Annotated in this window: 17 protein-coding genes; 6 read left to right on the top strand and 11 right to left on the bottom strand. The window is 48.1% G+C overall.

Going from position 1 to position 18998, the window contains the following annotated elements; genetic code table 11:
• Positions 1-4 precede the first annotated feature (4 nt).
• Complete coding sequence (locus B5M13_RS32645; protein ID WP_080059634.1) at positions 5-622, top strand: hypothetical protein; 618 nt, start codon at positions 5-7, stop codon at positions 620-622.
• Complete coding sequence (locus B5M13_RS32640) at positions 603-1670, top strand: hypothetical protein (RefSeq protein WP_080059633.1); 1068 nt, start codon at positions 603-605, stop codon at positions 1668-1670. The genes B5M13_RS32645 and B5M13_RS32640 overlap by 20 nt, the downstream gene beginning before the upstream one ends.
• Here the strand turns inward: B5M13_RS32640 and B5M13_RS32635 are convergent, their stop codons facing one another.
• On the bottom strand, positions 1671-2189 hold the full coding sequence (locus B5M13_RS32635; RefSeq protein ID WP_080059632.1) for a cupin domain-containing protein: 519 nt from the start codon (positions 2187-2189) through the stop codon (positions 1671-1673). It abuts the gene before it with no gap.
• 95 nt (positions 2190-2284) lie between these two features.
• On the bottom strand, positions 2285-3049 hold the full coding sequence (gene tpiA / locus B5M13_RS32630; protein WP_080059631.1) for a triose-phosphate isomerase: 765 nt from the start codon (positions 3047-3049) through the stop codon (positions 2285-2287).
• A gap of 237 nt (positions 3050-3286) precedes the next feature.
• Here tpiA and B5M13_RS32625 point away from each other — a divergent pair, with 237 nt between their 5' ends.
• Positions 3287-4549, top strand: coding sequence for an aspartyl protease family protein (locus B5M13_RS32625; protein WP_080059630.1), 1263 nt, complete (start codon positions 3287-3289; stop codon positions 4547-4549).
• Positions 4550-4553: 4 nt separating this feature from the next.
• Here the strand turns inward: B5M13_RS32625 and B5M13_RS32620 are convergent, their stop codons facing one another.
• Positions 4554-5591 (bottom strand): sensor histidine kinase, encoded by a 1038-nt coding sequence (locus tag B5M13_RS32620; RefSeq protein ID WP_080059629.1) that lies wholly within the window; start codon positions 5589-5591, stop codon positions 4554-4556.
• Between the two features lie 97 nt (positions 5592-5688).
• The gene (locus B5M13_RS32615) at positions 5689-6396 is read right to left on the bottom strand and encodes a response regulator transcription factor (protein WP_080059628.1); all 708 of its coding nucleotides are present in this window, start codon (positions 6394-6396) and stop codon (positions 5689-5691) included.
• 303 nt (positions 6397-6699) lie between these two features.
• On the opposite strand from B5M13_RS32615, the gene B5M13_RS32610 reads away from it, so the two are divergent.
• The gene (locus B5M13_RS32610; protein ID WP_080059627.1) at positions 6700-7851 is read left to right on the top strand and encodes an AI-2E family transporter; all 1152 of its coding nucleotides are present in this window, start codon (positions 6700-6702) and stop codon (positions 7849-7851) included.
• Positions 7852-7899: 48 nt separating this feature from the next.
• On the opposite strand, the gene B5M13_RS32605 is transcribed toward B5M13_RS32610, so the two are convergent.
• The 7 genes from B5M13_RS32605 to B5M13_RS32575 form a co-directional block, all read right to left on the bottom strand.
• Entirely contained in the window at positions 7900-8529 is a 630-nt protein-coding gene (locus tag B5M13_RS32605; protein WP_080059626.1) for an LON peptidase substrate-binding domain-containing protein, read from the bottom strand.
• Positions 8530-8550: 21 nt separating this feature from the next.
• A complete protein-coding gene (locus B5M13_RS32600) occupies positions 8551-9336 on the bottom strand; it encodes an isochorismatase family protein (protein ID WP_080059625.1) in 786 nt (261 codons plus the stop codon).
• Positions 9337-9401: 65 nt separating this feature from the next.
• A complete protein-coding gene (locus tag B5M13_RS32595; RefSeq protein ID WP_080059624.1) occupies positions 9402-10148 on the bottom strand; it encodes a hypothetical protein in 747 nt (248 codons plus the stop codon).
• 31 nt (positions 10149-10179) lie between these two features.
• Positions 10180-10848: a hypothetical protein gene (locus tag B5M13_RS32590; protein WP_080059623.1), complete on the bottom strand. Its 669-nt coding sequence runs from the start codon at positions 10846-10848 to the stop codon at positions 10180-10182.
• Between the two features lie 12 nt (positions 10849-10860).
• On the bottom strand, positions 10861-11817 hold the full coding sequence (locus B5M13_RS32585; RefSeq protein ID WP_080059622.1) for a DUF4097 family beta strand repeat-containing protein: 957 nt from the start codon (positions 11815-11817) through the stop codon (positions 10861-10863).
• Positions 11814-12425 carry a hypothetical protein gene (locus B5M13_RS32580; protein ID WP_080059621.1) on the bottom strand — a complete coding sequence of 204 codons (612 nt, stop codon included), beginning with the start codon at positions 12423-12425 and terminating at the stop codon, positions 11814-11816. Before B5M13_RS32580 ends, B5M13_RS32585 begins: the two co-directional genes overlap by 4 nt.
• A complete protein-coding gene (locus B5M13_RS32575; protein WP_080059620.1) occupies positions 12422-12952 on the bottom strand; it encodes an RNA polymerase sigma factor in 531 nt (176 codons plus the stop codon). The genes B5M13_RS32580 and B5M13_RS32575 overlap by 4 nt, the downstream gene beginning before the upstream one ends.
• Positions 12953-13086: 134 nt before the next feature.
• Here B5M13_RS32575 and prmA point away from each other — a divergent pair, with 134 nt between their 5' ends.
• Entirely contained in the window at positions 13087-13917 is an 831-nt protein-coding gene (gene prmA / locus B5M13_RS32570) for a 50S ribosomal protein L11 methyltransferase (RefSeq protein ID WP_080059619.1), read from the top strand.
• A 29-nt stretch (positions 13918-13946) separates the two neighbouring features.
• Positions 13947-18959 carry a hypothetical protein gene (locus B5M13_RS32565; protein WP_080060179.1) on the top strand — a complete coding sequence of 1671 codons (5013 nt, stop codon included), beginning with the start codon at positions 13947-13949 and terminating at the stop codon, positions 18957-18959.
• Positions 18960-18998: the final 39 nt, after the last annotated feature.

Here is an 18998-nt window from a genome sequence, read left to right as displayed (position 1 = left end):
AACTATGAAAAAGGATAACCTTGAACGTTTTGTGCGCGATAACCGCGAGGACTTTGACGACAAAGAGCCGTCGGTTGATCTGTGGAAAAAGATTGAGGCTGGCCTTGATAAAGCTGGTATGGATGGTCCGCCGATTGTCCAGAACAATGGTTCACCGTTTGTGGCGGTCCACAAAAACCGCCCAGCTTCAGGTGGACGGCAAATAGGCTGGCCTACGCTCGATTGGCGAGTGGCTGCGTCCGTTGCGGTATTACTATTGGCTGGCTGTTTTCTGTACATGAATAAGCAGTATGGGGTAACCCGCCAGCCTGAACTCGTAGCGGCCAATCCGACGTATGCGAAAGAAGTAGTACAATACACGCGATTAATTGACGATAAACGCGCCGAACTAAAACAACTGACCGAGGATAATCCCGCCCTGTATCAGGAATTTGCGATTGACCTGGATCGGCTCGAAAACTCCTATCGGGCACTCAAGGCTGATCTGCCTAAAAACCCGAATCAGGAAGTGTTGATCCAGGCCATGATACAGAATTTACAGCTTCAGATCAACTTACTTAACGAACAATTGCGTGTCATTGATCGCATTAAAGACCAGTCCCATGAAACGAGTCCTGTATAGTGTTTTACTATGCCTTAGTCCATTAGTTACACGGGCTGAGGGGCCGGTTCTGCCCGGTACGGTTGAAACCACCGTTGAAAAGAAGAAAACCATCATTAAACTATTCGACGTTGATAGTAAAGACAATCTGGTCGTTGACAATCAGTTTGGGCAGGTTACAATAGGGTTGTGGGATAGACCGGAAATAAAAATTCAGATCACCATTGTTGCTAATTCAGATTCGGACGAGCGTACCCAAAAATACCTGGATGCGGTATCGATTGAAGAAAAACGCAGTGGCAACCAGATTACCGTTCGCACCAATTTCAGCCAGAGTGCCATATCGAACTGGAGCTTCGGGAAGTGGAAAGATGATGGCGAACGGAATTTTGTACGCATCAACTATGATGTGATGATGCCCAAGCAGAATGCGCTGACACTGAAAAATAAATTTGGCAATACCTCCATCCATTCGTTTCAGGCTCCGCTGACGGTATATACCCGATATGGCAATTTTATAGCCGAAGAGCTGGCTAGTCGGCAAAACGACATTGATGTGGCCTATGGTAAAGCCAATATCCGGTATATCGACGCTGGTAAACTGGATATGGCATACGGAAGTCTGGAACTGCTAAAAGCTAATGACCTGACGCTTACTAATAAAGGCGGTAAAATGACCATTGGCGATGTGGGCAAATTAAACGCCGACATTAATTATTCTGGAGCTAAAATTGGTAACCTGCGCGAATCGGGTAAAATTAAACTTAGCTTCTCAGGAGGCTTTCGAATCGATCAGTTATCTAAAAGTGCTGAAAATGTTGATATTCAGGCGTCTTATTCATCCGTAGCGTTACCTGTCGACCGAAATAACGACTGCGATTTCGACGTAACGGTTAGCTATGGCAGCTTCAACTACCCATCCAATTCAACCTGGCATTTTAGCACCCAACCCGACGATGATAACCGGAGGGGGGCAAAGCTGACCAAGCAGTATGTCGGTAAAGTCGGTAGCGGTTCGGGCACCAAAGTCCGTGTTGTGGCCAAGTTCGGGAATGTAAATTTCCAGTAATCAGAACCGCTCCTGCGGCCCGGCGGGATTTAGTTTCTCAATGATTTCTCGGTGCTGGGGGAATTCCTGTAGTAACTGGTTTCGGTCGGCAAGTTCGAAATCGGCGAAATCGAAACCGGGCGCTACCGTACAACCTACCAGCGAGAATTCAGTTCCGTCGGCTGGTTTTGAGCCAAACCAACATCCTGCGGGCACTACGTCCTGAAACACCTCTCCCTGATCAGGATTATTACCCAATCGAATTATCCTAAGCGTACCGTCGGGATGTATAATAAACACCTCTAGTGGGCCTCCTGCGTAGAAATGCCAAATCTCGTCGGATTGGATACGGTGAAATGCAGAAAAGTCCTTTTGTTCCAGTAGGAAATAAATGGCGGTGCAAAACGATCGCTCACCACTGAATCGGCTCGGTAGGGCTGTGCGCCCAATTCGTTCGGGTGATCGATACGTTTCAGCGTAATACCCGCCCTCGGGATGTGGAGCCATGTTGAAGGCCCGAACGTAGTAGGCGGCTGTCATAATTTAATTTTGAATGATAGAGTGATTGAATGATTGAATAAATAAACCAAGAATCTATTCAATCATTCAATCACTCTATCATTCACTCATTAAGTTTATTGTGCTGCTTTTATAACTGTAATAAAGTCGGGAGCTTTTAGAGACGCACCACCGATTAAACCACCGTCTACATCGGTCTGGGCGAACAGTTCGGCGGCATTTTGGGCATTGGCACTACCACCGTATAAAATGCTGATGTCCTGGGCAATAGAATCGCCGTATTGACTGGCAATATGCTGACGAAGTTCAAAGTGCATATCCTGTGCTTGGGCTGCCGACGCTGTCAGGCCAGTACCGATAGCCCAGATCGGTTCGTAGGCGATAACGACCTTTGCAAACGACTCGGCCGACAGATGGAACAGACTTTCGGTAATCTGATTCTTTACGAAGCCAATGTAATCACCGTTTTCGCGAAGATCGCGGGATTCGCCACAGCAAAAAATAGGCGTCAGGCCGTTTTCCAGCGCAATGTTTACTTTGGCGGCCAATTGAGCGTTGGTCTCCCCGAAGTATTCCCGGCGTTCACTGTGGCCAAGAATGACGTAGTCAACGCCAATCGATTGCAACATGGGGGCCGAAATCTCACCCGTGTAAGCCCCTGAGGCTTTCTCATGGCAGTTCTGAGCACCAAGCGCGATGGAGCCGCCCGATGGTATTGCTTGCCGGGCTGTAGCTAAATAAACAGCGGGTGGGCACAGTACAACCGTAACATCACCCGTTACTTCAGCATTCACCTTGTCGACTACTTCCGATACAAGGGCCATAGCCTCATCGGTCGTCTTATTCATCTTCCAGTTGCCAGCAACTATTTTTTTACGCATAACCGATTAATAATGAGAGTCGAAAACAATGTTTCGGGTTAGTAAATAGCCCTTATATTGCCTGAAATTTTTAGCGAAATTAGGATTTTGAACGGAATGCACCACGTTAAAGGCGGCTAAAGTTGCCCGGACAGTAAATAAGTGAAAATAACTAACCGGTAGTCAATAAACTTAGTATTCAATTTTTGTGTTATTCGGATAAAAAATGCGTAATTTCAATGTAGCAAATCTAAAGAAATGAAAACGCTGTTGCTGGCCTTAGGGTTGTTACTGTCCGGTTGGGTTGCGCGGGGGGATGATAACCGACGTGAGCCCGACAAAGATCGGTACGGCTTTTTTATTGCTGGAAATCGGACCTGGACTCGTATTCCGTTTCAGCTTCATTCAAATCTGATTGTTGTGCCAGTACGGATCAATGATTCGGATACCCTGAACTTTATTCTGGATACTGGGGTCGCCAACACAATTATTACTGACCCAGCAGCTTTTGCAAAGCAGAAACTTCAACTAACACGTAAGGTTAAGATTAGTGGCGCTGGAGAGGGTGGGAGTCTGACGGCTTCTATTGCTATTGATAATAGCCTGACGATGGGTGGCTTACGGGCATCGCATCATAATCTGGTTATTCTGGACGAAGATATTCTCAAACTGTCGGAATATGTGGGTGCGCCTGTGCATGGTATTTTTGGGTATGAAATCTTTGCCAATTTTGTGGTTAATGTTGATTTTCAGCGCCATGAGCTAATGATCATGAAGCCAGGGCGCTATAAATACAGCAAGCATAAAGGCGATCGTTACCCCATCACCATTCAGGATACCAAGGCCTATACCGATGCGCTGTCGGTATTTGATGGCGAGAAAACCTTGCCGCTGCGTGTCGTTCTGGATACAGGGGCTGGCCACGCACTCCTGCTCGATCGGTCACGTAGTACGGCCGCTATGCCAATTCCAGAGAAAAGCATTCGGGCGCAACTGGGTCGCGGGTTAAACGGGGTCATCAATGGGAGCGTAGGGCGGATTCAGAAAATTCGGTTTGGGCGTTACGAAATGGATAATATTCTGGCGTCGTTTCCCGACAGTATGGCTTTTGGGATGAAGCTCGTCAATATGCCCGAGCGACAGGGTAACGTAGGCTGCGAGTTGTTACGTCGGTTTAACGTCACCTTCAATTATCCCGATCAGTACATCGTGATGAAGCCCGTTAAGCGACTGATGCGCGAGAGCTTCGAGCACGATATGAGCGGTCTGGAGCTTCGTGCCAAAGGAGAGAGCTTCCGTACCTATTATGTCGATAAAATTCTGGATGGGTCACCAGCCGCAGCGGCTGGGCTGGTAGAAGGAGATGAGCTATTGTTTATCAATAATACATCGGCCAGAGATATGACCATCAGTGAAATCTACAAAATACTACAGAAAGGCGAGGGCAGAGAAATATCACTGGTTGCCCGTAGAAATGGGCAGCTTATTATTGCCCATTTTGCCCTCAAGCGGTTGATTTAGAAAATTACACGTCCATTTTGTCGAGCTTGAATCGAAAGGTAGTGCCTTTTTCGACCTTACTCATTACGGTAATTTTCGATTTATGTGCATTCAGAATGTGCTTTACAATAGCCAGGCCCAGACCAGTTCCTCCACGTTCTTTCGAGCGGCTTTTTTCAACCCGGTAAAATCGCTCAAATATCCGGCTTAAGTGTTCGGGGGGGATACCAGGGCCATTGTCGCGGACCGATACGATAATGTGCTTTTTGTCTTCTTCAAGATGCACGATCACTTTGCCGTTGTCATTTCCATACTTCACTGCATTTTCGATCAAATTGGTCATAACCTGCATAATGCGCTGAACATCAGCTTTTACCCAGACAGGGCCCGGCTGTGAGGTCTTGAGAGAAAGCGATGTATTTTTGGCTTTAGCAATGGTTTCGAGCTGGTCAAAGATTTCCTGAATTACCTGCGTGAAGTTGACGCGTTCGAAGCTCATTTTTACTTCGCCCGTTTCCAGTTGCGACAGCGCCACCAGATCTTTTACCAGCGCATCCAGCCCATCGAGACTTTTGGCGGCTTTCGACAGAAATTTATCTCGAACCTGCTCGTCATCGACGGCCCCATCAATCAAGGTGTGAATAAAGCCCTGCGCGGCAAAAATGGGGGTTTTCAACTCATGCGACACATCGGCCAGAAACTCCCGGCGAAATTGTTCCAGCCGTTTTAGCTCATCGATCTCTTTCTGCTTCTTGGCGACGTAAACGAAGATTTCGTCGTTGAGCTTCTTAAACGGATTGCTGTTCTTGATAATCGATTTTCGGGAAATACTAAAGTCGCGAATTTTGAGCTGGTGGATGGTTTTATACATCTTGTTGACTTCCCGAAAAACCAATAACTCAATGGCGTAGAGTACCAGGAAGAACGAAATGGCAAACGACGAAAGCCCGACTACAAACAACATACTGCTCGTAACGCCTTCGACAAATGTGAGGAAAGCGAGTGTCAATGCCGAAATCAGGCAAGCCAGTAAAAGAGCAATAATGCGGGGACTGAGGGACATTGTGTAAAGATAAAAAGAGCGAAAGAGTGAAAGAGCGAAAGAGTGAAAATTCAGCAGAGGCCATTTTCACTCTTTCGCTCTTTCACTCTTTCGCTCTTTATTCAGGCTGGTCGGTAAACATGTAGCCTACACCTTTCAGCGTTCGGATGTGGGTATCACCGATTTTTTCGCGGAGCTTGCGAATATGAACATCTACAGTGCGCTCAAGCACATAAATATCGGCTCCCCAGATTTTCTGAAGTAACTCTTCCCGGCTGCATACCTTATTGGGATGTTGCGCTAAAAAGAACAAAAGTTCAAATTCTTTCTTAGGCAGTATAACCGATTTGTCGTTCTGCGTAACCGAGTAGTTTTTGCGGTTGATCAGCAGATCGGCAATGGTAATTTGCTCACCCGGATCGGCCTTCTGGGCTTCGCGCCGAAATAGGGCATTGATTCGACTCATCAGCGCTCGGGGCTTGATGGGTTTAGTAATGTAATCGTCGGCACCTACATCGAAAGCCGCTACTTCGGAATACTCTTCCGAGCGGGCCGTCAGATAGAGGATGTAGGTCTGGCGTAACTCAGCGATCTCCCGGAGCTGGCGACCCGTTTCGATGCCATCTAGCTGAGGCATCATAATATCCAGTAAAACCAATTCGGGGAGATAGCTTTTAGCGACGTCAATAGCTTTCCGGCCATCGAACGCTGTACGAACTTCGTAGCCTTCTTTAAGAAGGTTGTATTCGAGCATCTCTACGATGTCGGCGTCGTCGTCTACGACTAAAACGCGATGAAGGGGTTGAGCAGCTTTTGCAGCACTCATGCGAAGTTAAATTGTTGAGAATGATCTACTTCACTTGTGGCGTTTAGTAGTTGCCTCCTATTTGGCAGCCCGAAGTTACATGACTTATCCACAACGTTACCAACTCTAAATGCATCCTTAACAAAAACTTAACAGCCTTAACCGCAATTAATAGCTGCTGTTCCTGTCTGATACTAAGATAATTAGATAAGCCCTAAAGTGTATAAGTACTCAAACTAAAGTGGGTAATTGGTGGTTGGGGGAATAGTTGATCCTGTAACCAATAAACCGATTGCGGGATTAGTTTGATTTACATTCACTACTATGGACACACGTTCTCCTGAAATTCAATTGCCTTTCTACGCTAAAGTTACATGTATATTATTATCCTTAGTGGTAATTGTATATGGTTTGCATGTACTGGAAAACCTGTTGATTCCATTAGTTTTTGCCATCCTGTTTGCGGTACTGCTTTTTCCGCTCGTAAAACGGCTCGAAAATTGGAAAGTGCCTCGAATAATCGCTATAGTCCTTTGTTTATTATTGGCGCTGACCATCCTGACCGGTTTGTTCTATGGCATTTCAATTCAGCTCAGCAATTTTAGCGAAGTGGTGCCTAAGTTTGTTCAGCGCGGCAATGAATACATCAATAGCATACAAAAGTTCGCTGATGAACACTTAAACATCGACAAACAACGTCAGGTCGATGAAATACGGAAGTACCTCAATCAGGCCCTTTCCGAAGCCGGTGTGATTGTGACAACCACCCTGCTCACTACAACAAATATTATAAGCACGCTTTTCCTGATTCTGCTGTTCGCCTTTTTCTTCCTGCTTTACCGCGATTTTTTCCGAACCTTCTTCTATAAAATTTTCAGCGATGCCCGTCGCTCTAAGGTCGATGGCGTGATGAGTGGCATTTATGAGGTCGTAAAAGATTACATGGCTGGATTGTTTTTGGTCATTATCATAATCGGTACGCTGATGACGGTCGGTCTGTTGATACTTGGAGTCGATTATGCGGTGTTCTTTGGCTTCTTTGGGGCCTGTCTGGTCTTGATTCCCTACTTTGGCCTTTCGCTGGGTTCGCTGATTCCAGCAGCGTACACGCTGGTTACGCAGGACAATCCGTTTAAGGCGCTGGGTGTTGTTGGCGTTTTCCTGTTTGTGCAGGCCTTGGAGGGGAATTTTATTACACCTTATATCGTCGGATCAAAGGTGAGTATCAACCCATTAGCCGCTATTATTGCACTCATTCTCTGGGAAAATGTGTGGGGGCTGCCAGGGCTGGTATTGGCCCTGCCTATGACGGCCATTATAAAAGTGATTTTTGATGCCATCGATTCGCTAAAGCCCTATGGATTCCTGATTGGTGAAGCCGAAAAGCCACGCCCACCTATAAAAAATCTTCAGGAACTAGCCGAACAATTACCAAAACGAACCAAGAAAATTGGCAAAGTGGAGGAGAAAAAATGAGCGATTAGCGAATTACTACTATGAGCTTTTTATTCACTCAATCGCTCATTAAAAATTGAGCGGATCGAGGTTTTTGAAATGACCGTTCATACGAATACGTTGCTTCGTGCGTTCCATGTCGGACACTACAGGCAATACGGTATTCAGATGCTGGATCAGGAAAAGCTGCCGTTCGGCCTCACTTTCCAGGGTTAGCAGTTCATATTCCTGCTCGATTGATAAACCTACTTTGTGCGCTACTTTATACGATAAGTTTTCGGCCCTGGGGTTATAATCTGTCTCGATCTGGAGCAACTTGTACAACCGCTCCAAACGTTCGGCCAGGGCGGATGCATGTGCACTAAAATTATCTCCCGACTCGATCAGTTCTACTTCGCCACCCGCATACAGTTTACCGGCAACGGGGTTTTCAAAATTGACCAGTCGGAAAATCCGTAACCCTTTCGTTTTTATATCCATCCGACCGTCTGGGTAGCGTTTATGCAGGGTCGTAACGTGCATTTCTGTACCAAAGCCCGGAAGTTTGTTATTGATGAAGGCTGGAATGCCAAATGTGCGCTCTTCTTCAAGGCATTCGTCGATAAGCTGCCGGTAACGGGGTTCGAAAATATGCAGATTCAAATCCTCGCCAGGATACACAACCAGATTGAGCGGAAACAGTGAGAGCACTTTTTGCATAGGTCCGAAAAGTACAGCTTTTTACTTAAAAACCGTATTCGATTCCATAAAACGGACAGAACGGGTTCGCGCTTCAGTATAAATTGGATCGGCGAGGTGGCCCAGGCCTGTTACATCCGACATGCAATCCGTTAAAACGACTAGCTTCGGAACCAGTTCGGGGGCGAAATCCAGGATTTGTTTCAAACTATTGGCTACACAGTGCGACTTGGCTTCGCCCATCAGGTAAATGGTATCAAACCGGGCTAAGTCAGCAATTAGAGACGTATTCAGTTGGGTTTCGGAAATGGCCGGATCTGGAACCTGTGCCCGAAAAATACCAAAATGCTCGGAGAGCGAGTAGAGGCCTTTTTGTACGGCTACATAATCGCGATTCCGTTGATGCGACCAGTCTTTCAGCGCATCCAGCAATGTATCGTGGAGGGCGGCACCGTGTGATCCAATCAAACAGTGTTCGGGCCAGATGAAGTGATCGAATTGTCCATCCGCTTCAAGATCGTGTACGTATTTTTTTGCTTTCTCGGCCGAAAATCGGGGAATCCAGCGACCCGTGTCAACAGCATCGCCCGTAATACGTGTGAAGGGTGCCGGATGAGTCCCGTTCGCATCCTGCCAGAATCCGGGATGGGCAATGTCCAGAATGTGGTGGGTGTCGAGTGTTACAACAATATGGTCAATTTGCTGGGCATGGGCTCGAATTAGAGTCGCTATTCGGGTGATATCCTGCTCGGCTCCTGGCACAAACAAAGCACCCTCTGGATGGCAGAAATCAAACTGGGCATCGATAATCAGAAACGCATTTTTCATTGGGGAGTACCGTCATCAGAATCATGTTTAACGATACTCAAAGGTAAGGTATAACACACGAAAACTTATAGACCCAGGCCGAACGAAAAGCGTACCATCGCCTGTACTGGATACCGGATTCCCTCATCGCGCCCATATAGATAAGCCGCGCCTGCAACCAGATTATAGAAGTAAAAGCGAGTTCGTATACTATGGATACCTATTCCCAGTAAGGTAGCCTGCCGAAACGGATTAACGGTTATTTTCTGGCTCGGCCCCGTACCTTCTATGGATAGCTTGTCATGAAAAGGCAGAAGGGCTCGTGTCGTGATATAAAATTGGCGATAGAAATTGTTGGCAGATTGGCCTTTTTGGATCGCTTTGTTAATAAGTGGATAATAATTGATTCCGGCCTGGCTGAGCCAACTACTTCCTGATATAGGGTTCTGCGGTGTTCCGGGAGAAAACTGCCAGCCTACTCCACCCATGAGCGCCCAGGCAGGTGTCAGCTTATGCTCAATACCAGCCCATAAGCTAAACAGACTTGTTTGTTCGGTAACCGGGCGAGGATCTTTAAAAAGAACAATACCTGCCCTGTATGGGTATTCCACGCCGATTTCAATCAACGTGACTTCCTGACGACTGCGTCGAAAAAGTTCTTTCATTAACTTCTTCTCTTTGCCGGTACGTTCAGGATCAAGCTGTAATGTCGAATCAGACGATAATTTTTCCTGTGAGATTTCGACTCGCGTGGAGTCGGCCTGTCCGTAGCTGTTTAGGGTTAAACAGACAATAGTCCAGCAAGCAATACAACAAGCATACCACGTTTTCATGGTTTATAAATTGGTGAGAAGGGTATAACAATTACAAACCGAAGCCTATCAGAATAGACGCCTGAATGCCAACAGGCATGGGATTGAGACTACGGATGGTATAGCCAGGACCGATGTTAGCATCCAGATACCCAAAGCGGCTTAACCGACGCTGAGTGCCCAGTCCAACACCCAACCAGGCATGGGTTAAGCCGCTAGCCGGAGGGTCGAGAGAATTCGATGCCCAAAGCGGTTTAATCAGATGCAGGGTTAGGTATTGCCCCGAAAAATTGTTCGCGCTCTTGCCCTGCCGTATTCGGCGATTCATGACAAAGTACCACCGTCCAGCTACTTCTCCCGATACACTGGCTTCTGTAAGGGTTTTTGCCAGCCGCCGATAGTAGGAACGAACCGAAATAAGGATAGAAAAAGCAGGTGTCAGCTTTTGTTCAACAGCAACCTCGTTTCGAATTGACCATATAGGATCTGGGGTTGCTCCAAAACTCGTCGGCATACCACCCAGCTTGATCAGTGTTTTTTCTTCAATCTGGGACCGGATGAACCGATTATAAAGGGCCTTGATCCGTTTCGTGTTCGATGATGTCGGTTGGCTTGCAATTTCCTCGCTGTACACAACGCGTATGGAATCGGCTGACTGCGCCAAACTTCCGCACGCCATCAAGCTGATCAGGAGTATTAAAAAGGGTAGGGATGGGTTCATGGGGTTTGTGGCTTAACGTCGGTCGACGAGTGTTTTTTCGCCCTGGATAACAATCGGGCTGTAACGGTTCTGAATGACGATCTCGGGTTTTTTAGCCGAAGTTTGATACCGGAAAGTCTGCTTGTTTTTAGCCTTGACAAGCTGATCGGCGAAGTTTTCAGGGACACGAATGTCGGCTCCTAAGCTGGTGACATCGAACCAGAAATCGGTCAGGCGTTTCGTGGCGACCAGGATATCGGTGCGTGTTGCATCAACGTTCAGGGCATCGAGCGTAGGGCTTGGCAGAAGCGTCAACTTTCCAAAGCTGGTCTGGAGCGTTACATTTCCGCTTACATCCTGTAGGGATATCTCTGCTTTTTCGGCCTTTACGTTTAGCATCGCATCAAGCCCCCGGCCATCAATATCCCCATAGTCTGATTTTATGGTGAGTTTGCCTCGGATGTCATCCAGCGTGAGTTTGCCAAAATCAAAAGTCAGACTGGTGTTACCATCCAGATTCGTCAGATTAATATCACCAAACGAGTTGGTTACGGTTAAAAAGGCTTTGGCCGGAAGACTGATTTCATAAACGGCTTTCAACTGACTTTTTAGTTTTCCAACCGATTGAGGAATGACGAAGCGATTCGACAAGTCAACCTGCCCATTGACAGACTGCAGAGCATATTGGTGATAGGCTAATTCTCGTTCGGCTGTAGCGCGGTCGGGGTGTTTGGCAATAAGCCGTAACCGTACCGAAATTGTTGGCCGGGCCCAGCCCTTAATCATGACATCGGCTTTTTGGGCGGTCAGTAAAACAGGCTGATTTTCTATATAAGGAAGCTCCTTGTCGATGATTTTTGTAATAACCTGCACCGACTGCGCATAGCCATTTACGCCCAAATTGATGCAGCCAATCAGCCAGATAAACCACCGGGTTGACCAAACAGCTAAAGCGGGTAGTCGTGCCAGCCTAAAAACGCCCGTATTCATGACTCCAGTAGGGTTAGCAGTTCTTTAGTCACTTCGGCTCGCTGTGTTTCCAGTTTGGTTTGGGCGCGTAGTAAGGTTGGATCGTCACCAAAAATTTCCCGTTCCTGTTCAATACGTTGCTGTTTAAGTGTCAGTGCTGTAAGTTGTTTCCGCAACTCATGAACTTCGGGCCGCTGGCAGACGGATTTTTGTTGGGCGCACCGCTTCGCAATAAGGGCTTCGGTTCGGCTGGTTGTAGCTGGCCAGTTGGTGTTTGTCGATTTTTGGGTTGAAACAGGCTTGATCGATTCCGTGGCATATTCGATATGGACTTTTTCGGGCATTTCGGCGGGCCATACGGACCATATTCCTACCATAAGCAATGCAACTGTAGCGGCCAGACTAGCCCATTGAACGCGTACATCCTGCCAAAGTGGGCGAATTTTGACAGTATCGCTGACAGATAGATTCGCTTCAATGGAATTCCACAGATCAGGGTTAGGCTCATGCAAGGGTAGTTCATGGCTCAACCGAGTAAAAAGCTCATCGGCCTGCAAATTGGCTTCGATGCGATCCCACAAGTTATCGGCTGGGTCGTATTCGGGGAGTTGAGGCAGTGAGTCGTTCATGATAGTCGTTGTCTTAATAGCTTCTTCGCATAACTCGTCTGCGATTTCGAGGTGCCCTCCGTTATGCTGAGCAGGTCAGCCACTTCTTTATGGGTATATCCTTCTACTTCAGTGAGTAAGAACACCGTGCGAGCCCCATCGGGTAGCGTACGAATTGCCGCGTCTAATTCATCGCCCGTAAGTGTATCGCGAAATGGTGCTGGGTAGTCATGTACGTGTTCGTCTAATGGTAAAAATCGACCTTCAAGCTGTTGTTTTCGGAGCGTCTGACGAACCACAATGGTTTTGATCCAGGCCCCTAATGTTGACCGGAAGGCGAATTGATCCAGGTTTCGAAATACCTCAACGAAAGCGTCCTGCAAGGCATCGCTGGCGTGGTCGTAGTCGTTAATAATTCGGTAGGCCGTCGAAAACATAGCCCGCTTATACCGTTCAAACAGAAGCCGCTGGGCAATCCGGTCGTTGGCCCGACAGCGGTCGACAAGCTCGTGTTCAGATAGATCGGTCGGTATGGCCAAGCGGAACATGGTTTTAGAGGTGCTTCAGACTAAAGTGATGCTGGAGGTTGAAATGGTTGGAAAGTAAGTCAAAAAATAAAGAGAAGCAGGCAGATACGGGTCTTGTAACGCGAACAAGTTAGCCTTTTTCGTTACTTTGAGGTATGAATTATATTGAACTACAACTGCATCTGTCGCCCGATTATTTCGACATTCTTACAGCCGAATTAGCTGAGCTAGGTTTTGAATCGTTTGTGGAAACCGACGAAGGGTTAAACGCCTATATCGTTGAATCTGATTTTGAGGAATTAGCCATCCAGGAATTGATTGAGAAATACGCAGCCCAGACTGCAATAGCCTATGAAGTTAGTTCGTTAGAGAAACGAAACTGGAACGCCGAGTGGGAGCGCGATTACGAGCCGATCGAAGTGGCGGGCCAGGTCCGGGTCCGGGCGTCCTTCCATTCGTTGGACGCCCGATTTCGTTACGACATTGTCATTAACCCGAAAATGTCGTTCGGAACGGGCCACCACGAAACCACGGCTATGATGCTGGAGCAACAGCTTAGCCTCGATTTTGCCGGAAAAACGGTACTCGACGTGGGTAGTGGAACGGGGATTCTGGCGATTCTGGCGGTTAAGATGGGGGCTAGCGCTGCACTGGCCTTCGATATTGAAGAATGGGCGGTTGAAAATGCCCGCGAAAACGCCGAACTTAACGACTGCTCGCAGGTTACCGTATTTCAGGGGACGATTGCTGATGTAAAGGCCGTCGAGCCCTTCGATATCATTCTGGCGAATATCAATCGGAATGTATTGCTAGCCGAAATTCCTACCTACACAACACGGTTAATGCAAAATGGATACCTGATTGTCAGTGGTTTCTATGACAACGATGCGCCGGATATCGAGCAGAAAGCCATAGAGTCGGGATTGACGCTGATTAAGCAGCTAACCAAAAACCAATGGACTTCTTTAGCATTTATTAAACGCTGATGGGGATGTATCCCGGTCGGCCTTCGGATATGAATCGTATTTATTACAGCCTGATTTTAACACTACTAATGCTGACAGCTTCGTTCGGCCAGGCGGTTCGAATTTCGGATAAACCCGATCAGTTTGTGGCCGATGTTCAGAAACTAATGGCTACGGGCGGTCCTGCAGGAGTCCGGGCGGGCACCAACTTACAGGCCATCTGGTCCGAAAACCGCCTGTCGGCCCAGCAGCAGGAGCGTGTTATGGCCTTGAGCCGTAAAATGAACCAGAAGCGTTTACCAGCGGCTACTATTTTTACACCATTTTACGAATCACTGTATCTGGCCACTCAGCAACAACCTGCTACCAACGTCGATGGCCTGCTAACGATCTCGGAAAAGCTGTTCGAAACTACCGATGCCAAGGTGTTTGCCCGGAGTCTGGAAACGGTTCGGCGGTTTATGGATCGTCGAGAGCTATATGCCAGTAATTACAACAAGTTGTATGCGCAGGGTGGTACATTTGAGTTTCGGTTTGTCGAAGGGCTAAAATCGCTGAAACCAACCGACATCAAAACGGCAGAGGACTCCATTGCAGCGGCAAAAGCGGCTGCCGAACGCTCTCGCTTCGATGGGTGGGATACGCCAGCTCCCTCCGATTCAAGCCAGCCGCGTTCGGCCGGGCCCCAGTATATCCCGCAGCGTCGGCCATTGCCCTCAGTATCGGGCGTGCTGATTACACTCAAAGATGTATCGCTGGCTATTGTGGCCAATGGCGACTCGGCTATTCTGGCTAATACCAATGGCGATATGATGCTGAAAGATGGCGTGCTGGTTGGGCAGGGCGGCAAATTTACCTGGGCTACCGCCGGACGACCGGATATTTTTGTGACGTTGAGCGACTACGCCCTGACGACCATGAGTCCGCGTCTGCAAGCCGACGATGTGACGCTGACCTATGAGAAAACACCCCCAATCAAAGGGGTATTCGAGTATGTCAGCAGGAAAAAAGGCGGGCCCGTTACTTATCCCCGGTTTATGTCGTGGCAAAACGATGTCAAACTGCCCGATTTAGGGCCCGATGTTGAGTACAAAGGCGGGTTAGCGCTGTCGGGTACGCAAATGGTTGGGGCGTCGGCCAGTGGATTTCCGGCTCAGCTAACCGTCAAATACAACGGTAAACCCGCCCTCAAAGCGACCAGCCGTCGGTTCGATTTTGCCGTCAACGATATGCCTCCTGCCGATTCTACTCAGGCTGGTCTGGCTGCATCGGGCTTTAATACAACCGAACCTGTTAAAACAACGGGTACTCGTTCTACTCAGGCAAGGCCCATGATTTCGGCTAATTCGGCTGCCTTTGTCGGGTACATCGATACCGATTCAATTACCCATCAGTCTGTAAAATTCCGGTACGATAAAGCTCAGCGCATTGCCTGGCTCGACCGTGAGCAGCACACCGATTACGCCCGAGTTCCCTATGCCGACTGGTATCACAAATTTTACATCATGCCCGAAGTGGTGCGTTGGGATTTACCCCGTCGGAAAGTGGATTTCTATCAGGTAGGGGCCAAACGGGAGGTGCCTGTACGCTTTGAATCGTTCGATTATTTCCATCCCCAACGTTACTCTGATCTGACCGTCGATTATGGCTTCCACCCCTTACAGATTGTTGCTAACTTCGTTTCTACCAAAAAACAGCAGACCTTCCTGGATGACGATATCACCCAGTTTGCCAAAAATGTAAATGCGGGTGCGTTGCGGGGTGCGCTAAATCGAATGGTGCTGGAAGGCTACATCGACCGTGACCCTAAAACCAGTATGATGCGCCTGAGCCGCAAAGGAGTGTTATACGTGCTGGCCTATGCCCACAAGCAGGACTACGACAATTTCCAGGTACAGTCGCTCTTTGTGTCGAACGACAGCGTAAAAAACGCAACCATCGACCTCAACGACAAAATTCTGACCATTCGGGGAGTTCGTCAGTTCACGATGTCTGACTCGTTGAAAATTTTCGGTTATCCTTCTGACAAAATACTCCGGGTAGGTAAAGGTCGTGATTTTACCCTCAACGGACAGCTTAAAGCCGGTACGCTACGGTATGCGGGTCGCGACCTGAAATTCAACTACGATAAGTTCTCGATGAGTCTTAATAAGATTGACTCCATTACCTTCCAGTCGCAGAAGTTGGCCGCTCAGGGGAAAGAGGGTGAAATCGGGGGGGATATTAAGTATGAAAACCCAGGAACGGTTTTTCTGGCGGGCTCAGATAACAAGTCGGGTCAGATGAAGGGCAAGAAAACCACCCAGCGTCTGGTCATGCCCGAAGGGATGACGGTCTATTTTAATCAGCCAAACCGGGGAAATATCACGTACAACCAGAAAGTTTACTTCAAAATCCCGGCCATCGACAACGATAGTCTGGGCAAGGGCGATATTGCGTTTATGGGGACGTTCTACTCAGATGGTATCTTCCCGCCCTTTAAAGCGCAGCTCGTCACTATGCCCGACAATACGTTAGGTTTTGTTCATAAGGCTCCTGCAACAGGCTATCCGGTCTATGCCGGAAAGAAAGGAACAGCACCATCGACCGTCAAGTTTACGGGCGATCTGGTCATGGACAAAAGCGGGCTCCGGGCCGAGGGCGTACTCAATCACCTGACTACTACGCTTACTACCAAAGGAATTCTGTTTATGACGGACTCCCTGCTGGCATCGGGCGATAAAGGGGAGATCAAAGAAGGGCTGGTTGGGAAAGGCTATTTCCCGCAGGTTCAGCTCAATAATTTCAGCATGAAATGGTGGCCGAAAACCGATAGCATGGTCATCAACACGCAGAAAAATAACTTCAATTTCTACAGCGCTACGACCAATCTGGAAGGCGGATTACTGGTGCGTTCGTCTGGCTTATTCGGGCACGGAACCCTGCGTCGGAAAGACTCCGAGACAATCTCCAATAGCATCAAATTTAATAAAGACGGTTTCCTGGCCAGTGGAGCCCAATTCAAAATCGTTTCGGATAAAGAAGCGCCCGGAACGCCCGCCGGCAAACCGATTCTGTTAGGAAATGACGTCGATGTCGATTTCAACCAGACCAAAGGCCTTGTCGGACTGGCGATCAATAAAAAGGAAAGCGTCAGCGATACTGTATCGCCAAGTATAGAGTTCCCGTTTGCTGCCTACAAAACCAATATTAGCCGGGCGCAATGGAATGTAAATGCTAAAACCATTGCCATGAAGGGCGATGTGAAAACCTCACTCTTTACGGCCACCGCCGAAGAACAGGAAGGGTTGACGTTCAATGGGTCGGCGGCTTTGTACGATGTGGAAAAGCGGACCCTAAACATTAGTGGAGTACCTTATATTACGGCGGCCGATGCCCGGATTTACCCCGATAAAGGATTGGTGGCTATCCGGCGTAATGGTGAAATGATGGCGCTGAAAAATGCCCGGCTCGAACTGGATACCATCAACCTGTTTCACCGGCTCAAAAATGGTAATATTCAGGTGCTGTCGCGGACGCGGTTTGCGGGTGATGCTACCTACCAGTTTGCAACGGCTAAAGGCGACACCGCCAGCATCAAAATGGGCAGTTTCGAGTTAAAAGAAGCCCCGGTTGTGGCGGCTACGAATTCCGAAACAGCGTCCTTAACAGCCGATGCCAAGAAAACGAATCGGAGTGCTCCCCGTAATAAGCGCAGTGGGCCATCTAAACCCATGACAACCTATTTTACCGTAGCTCGTGCTGAAGTTGATGAGGCCGATAACCTGCAACTGGCTCCCAAAATGCTCTTCCGGGGGGGCATTGTGATGGAAGCGCCTAAGCAGGATTTGTCGATGGATGGCTTTATCAAACCTGCACTCAAAAAACGCAAAGACCTGATTAGTGACTGGATTCCGTTCAAAGAAAAGGTAGCCGAGCGGCTGGAAATCAAGGTCGATAAGAATCTTAAAAACGACGGCGGACAACAACTGGTAGCGGGTATTCACTTCCGGGCTGGTGGGGCTGGCGTATATCCAACCTTCCTGTCGCCGAAAGAAGATTCCCGCGACGATGATCTGTTTAGTGCTACGGGCATCATGCGTTACGACGAAAAGGACAAAGTGTATCGGATTGCCTCGAAAGGTAGCGATGCGGTGGCTACGGTCGATTCGGTAGCCAAAGCGGATAGTTCGGAAGACGCCGATGTCGAAAATGCCTATACCTTCAACGATGCGCGTGGGCTGATGACCTATAAAGGTAAGATGAACTTCATGAATACGGCTCCGCAAGAGTATCTGCTATCGTCAGGGTCGGCACGGATCAATATCGACAGCAGCCTCTATCGGTTCAATACGCTCATGGTTTTTGCGTTGCCCGTACCCGATCTGGTCACTGCGAGCATTGCCGATAAGATCGTCAAAACAAACCTGGAAGAGAAGAACGACGAAGCTGCGGACGACGATCTGAACCGTCTTTCTGATAAGTTAGTACCCCTGATTGGTCAGCAAGCGGTGGATGCCTATCGGGTTAAGGCCCAGAATCAGCACGTGCCGCTCAATCAGGCATCGCCCAAACTGAACGCCATGCTGGTTCTGGCCAACGCCAATTTGCGCTGGTCTCCCAAATACAACGCCTTTTACAGTACAGGTCAGTTGGGAGTTTCCAACATCATGGCCACGGATATTAACGCGCAGATGGATGGGTTCGTCGAAATTCGCAAAACAGGCAATGGCGATGAGTTCAGCATCTATCTCGAATCATCGCCAGATGTTTGGGTGTACTACGATTACAAAGGCGGTAATGGACCGGGCGCTATTGGTCAATTAGCCATCATCACCTCAGAGCAGGAAATCAACGACCGACTTTTGGCAGGTTCAAAAAACTCCAGTAAAGTCGCTTTGGAAGTTGTTCCGGCAACGGTCGATGAAAAAACGCTTTTTGTTGATCGCTATCTCGATCAGTATAAAACAAAAGCTAAACCTGCCCCAAAACCCAAACTCCAGCCAGGGCAAAAGGTGGTGAAGGAAGAGAAAAAGAAAGACGAGAAGAAAAAAGACAAAGAAGCTGAAAAAGAAGGCTTTTAGCGCCTGTTCGTTTTCGACAGGATTTACAGGGTGAAGAGG

The organism is Spirosoma aerolatum (genome assembly GCF_002056795.1).
GTDB classification, from domain to species: Bacteria; Bacteroidota; Bacteroidia; order Cytophagales; family Spirosomataceae; genus Spirosoma; species Spirosoma aerolatum.
Note: the sequence above shows the minus strand (reverse complement) of the source record. Positions and strands in the feature narration are given on the sequence as shown.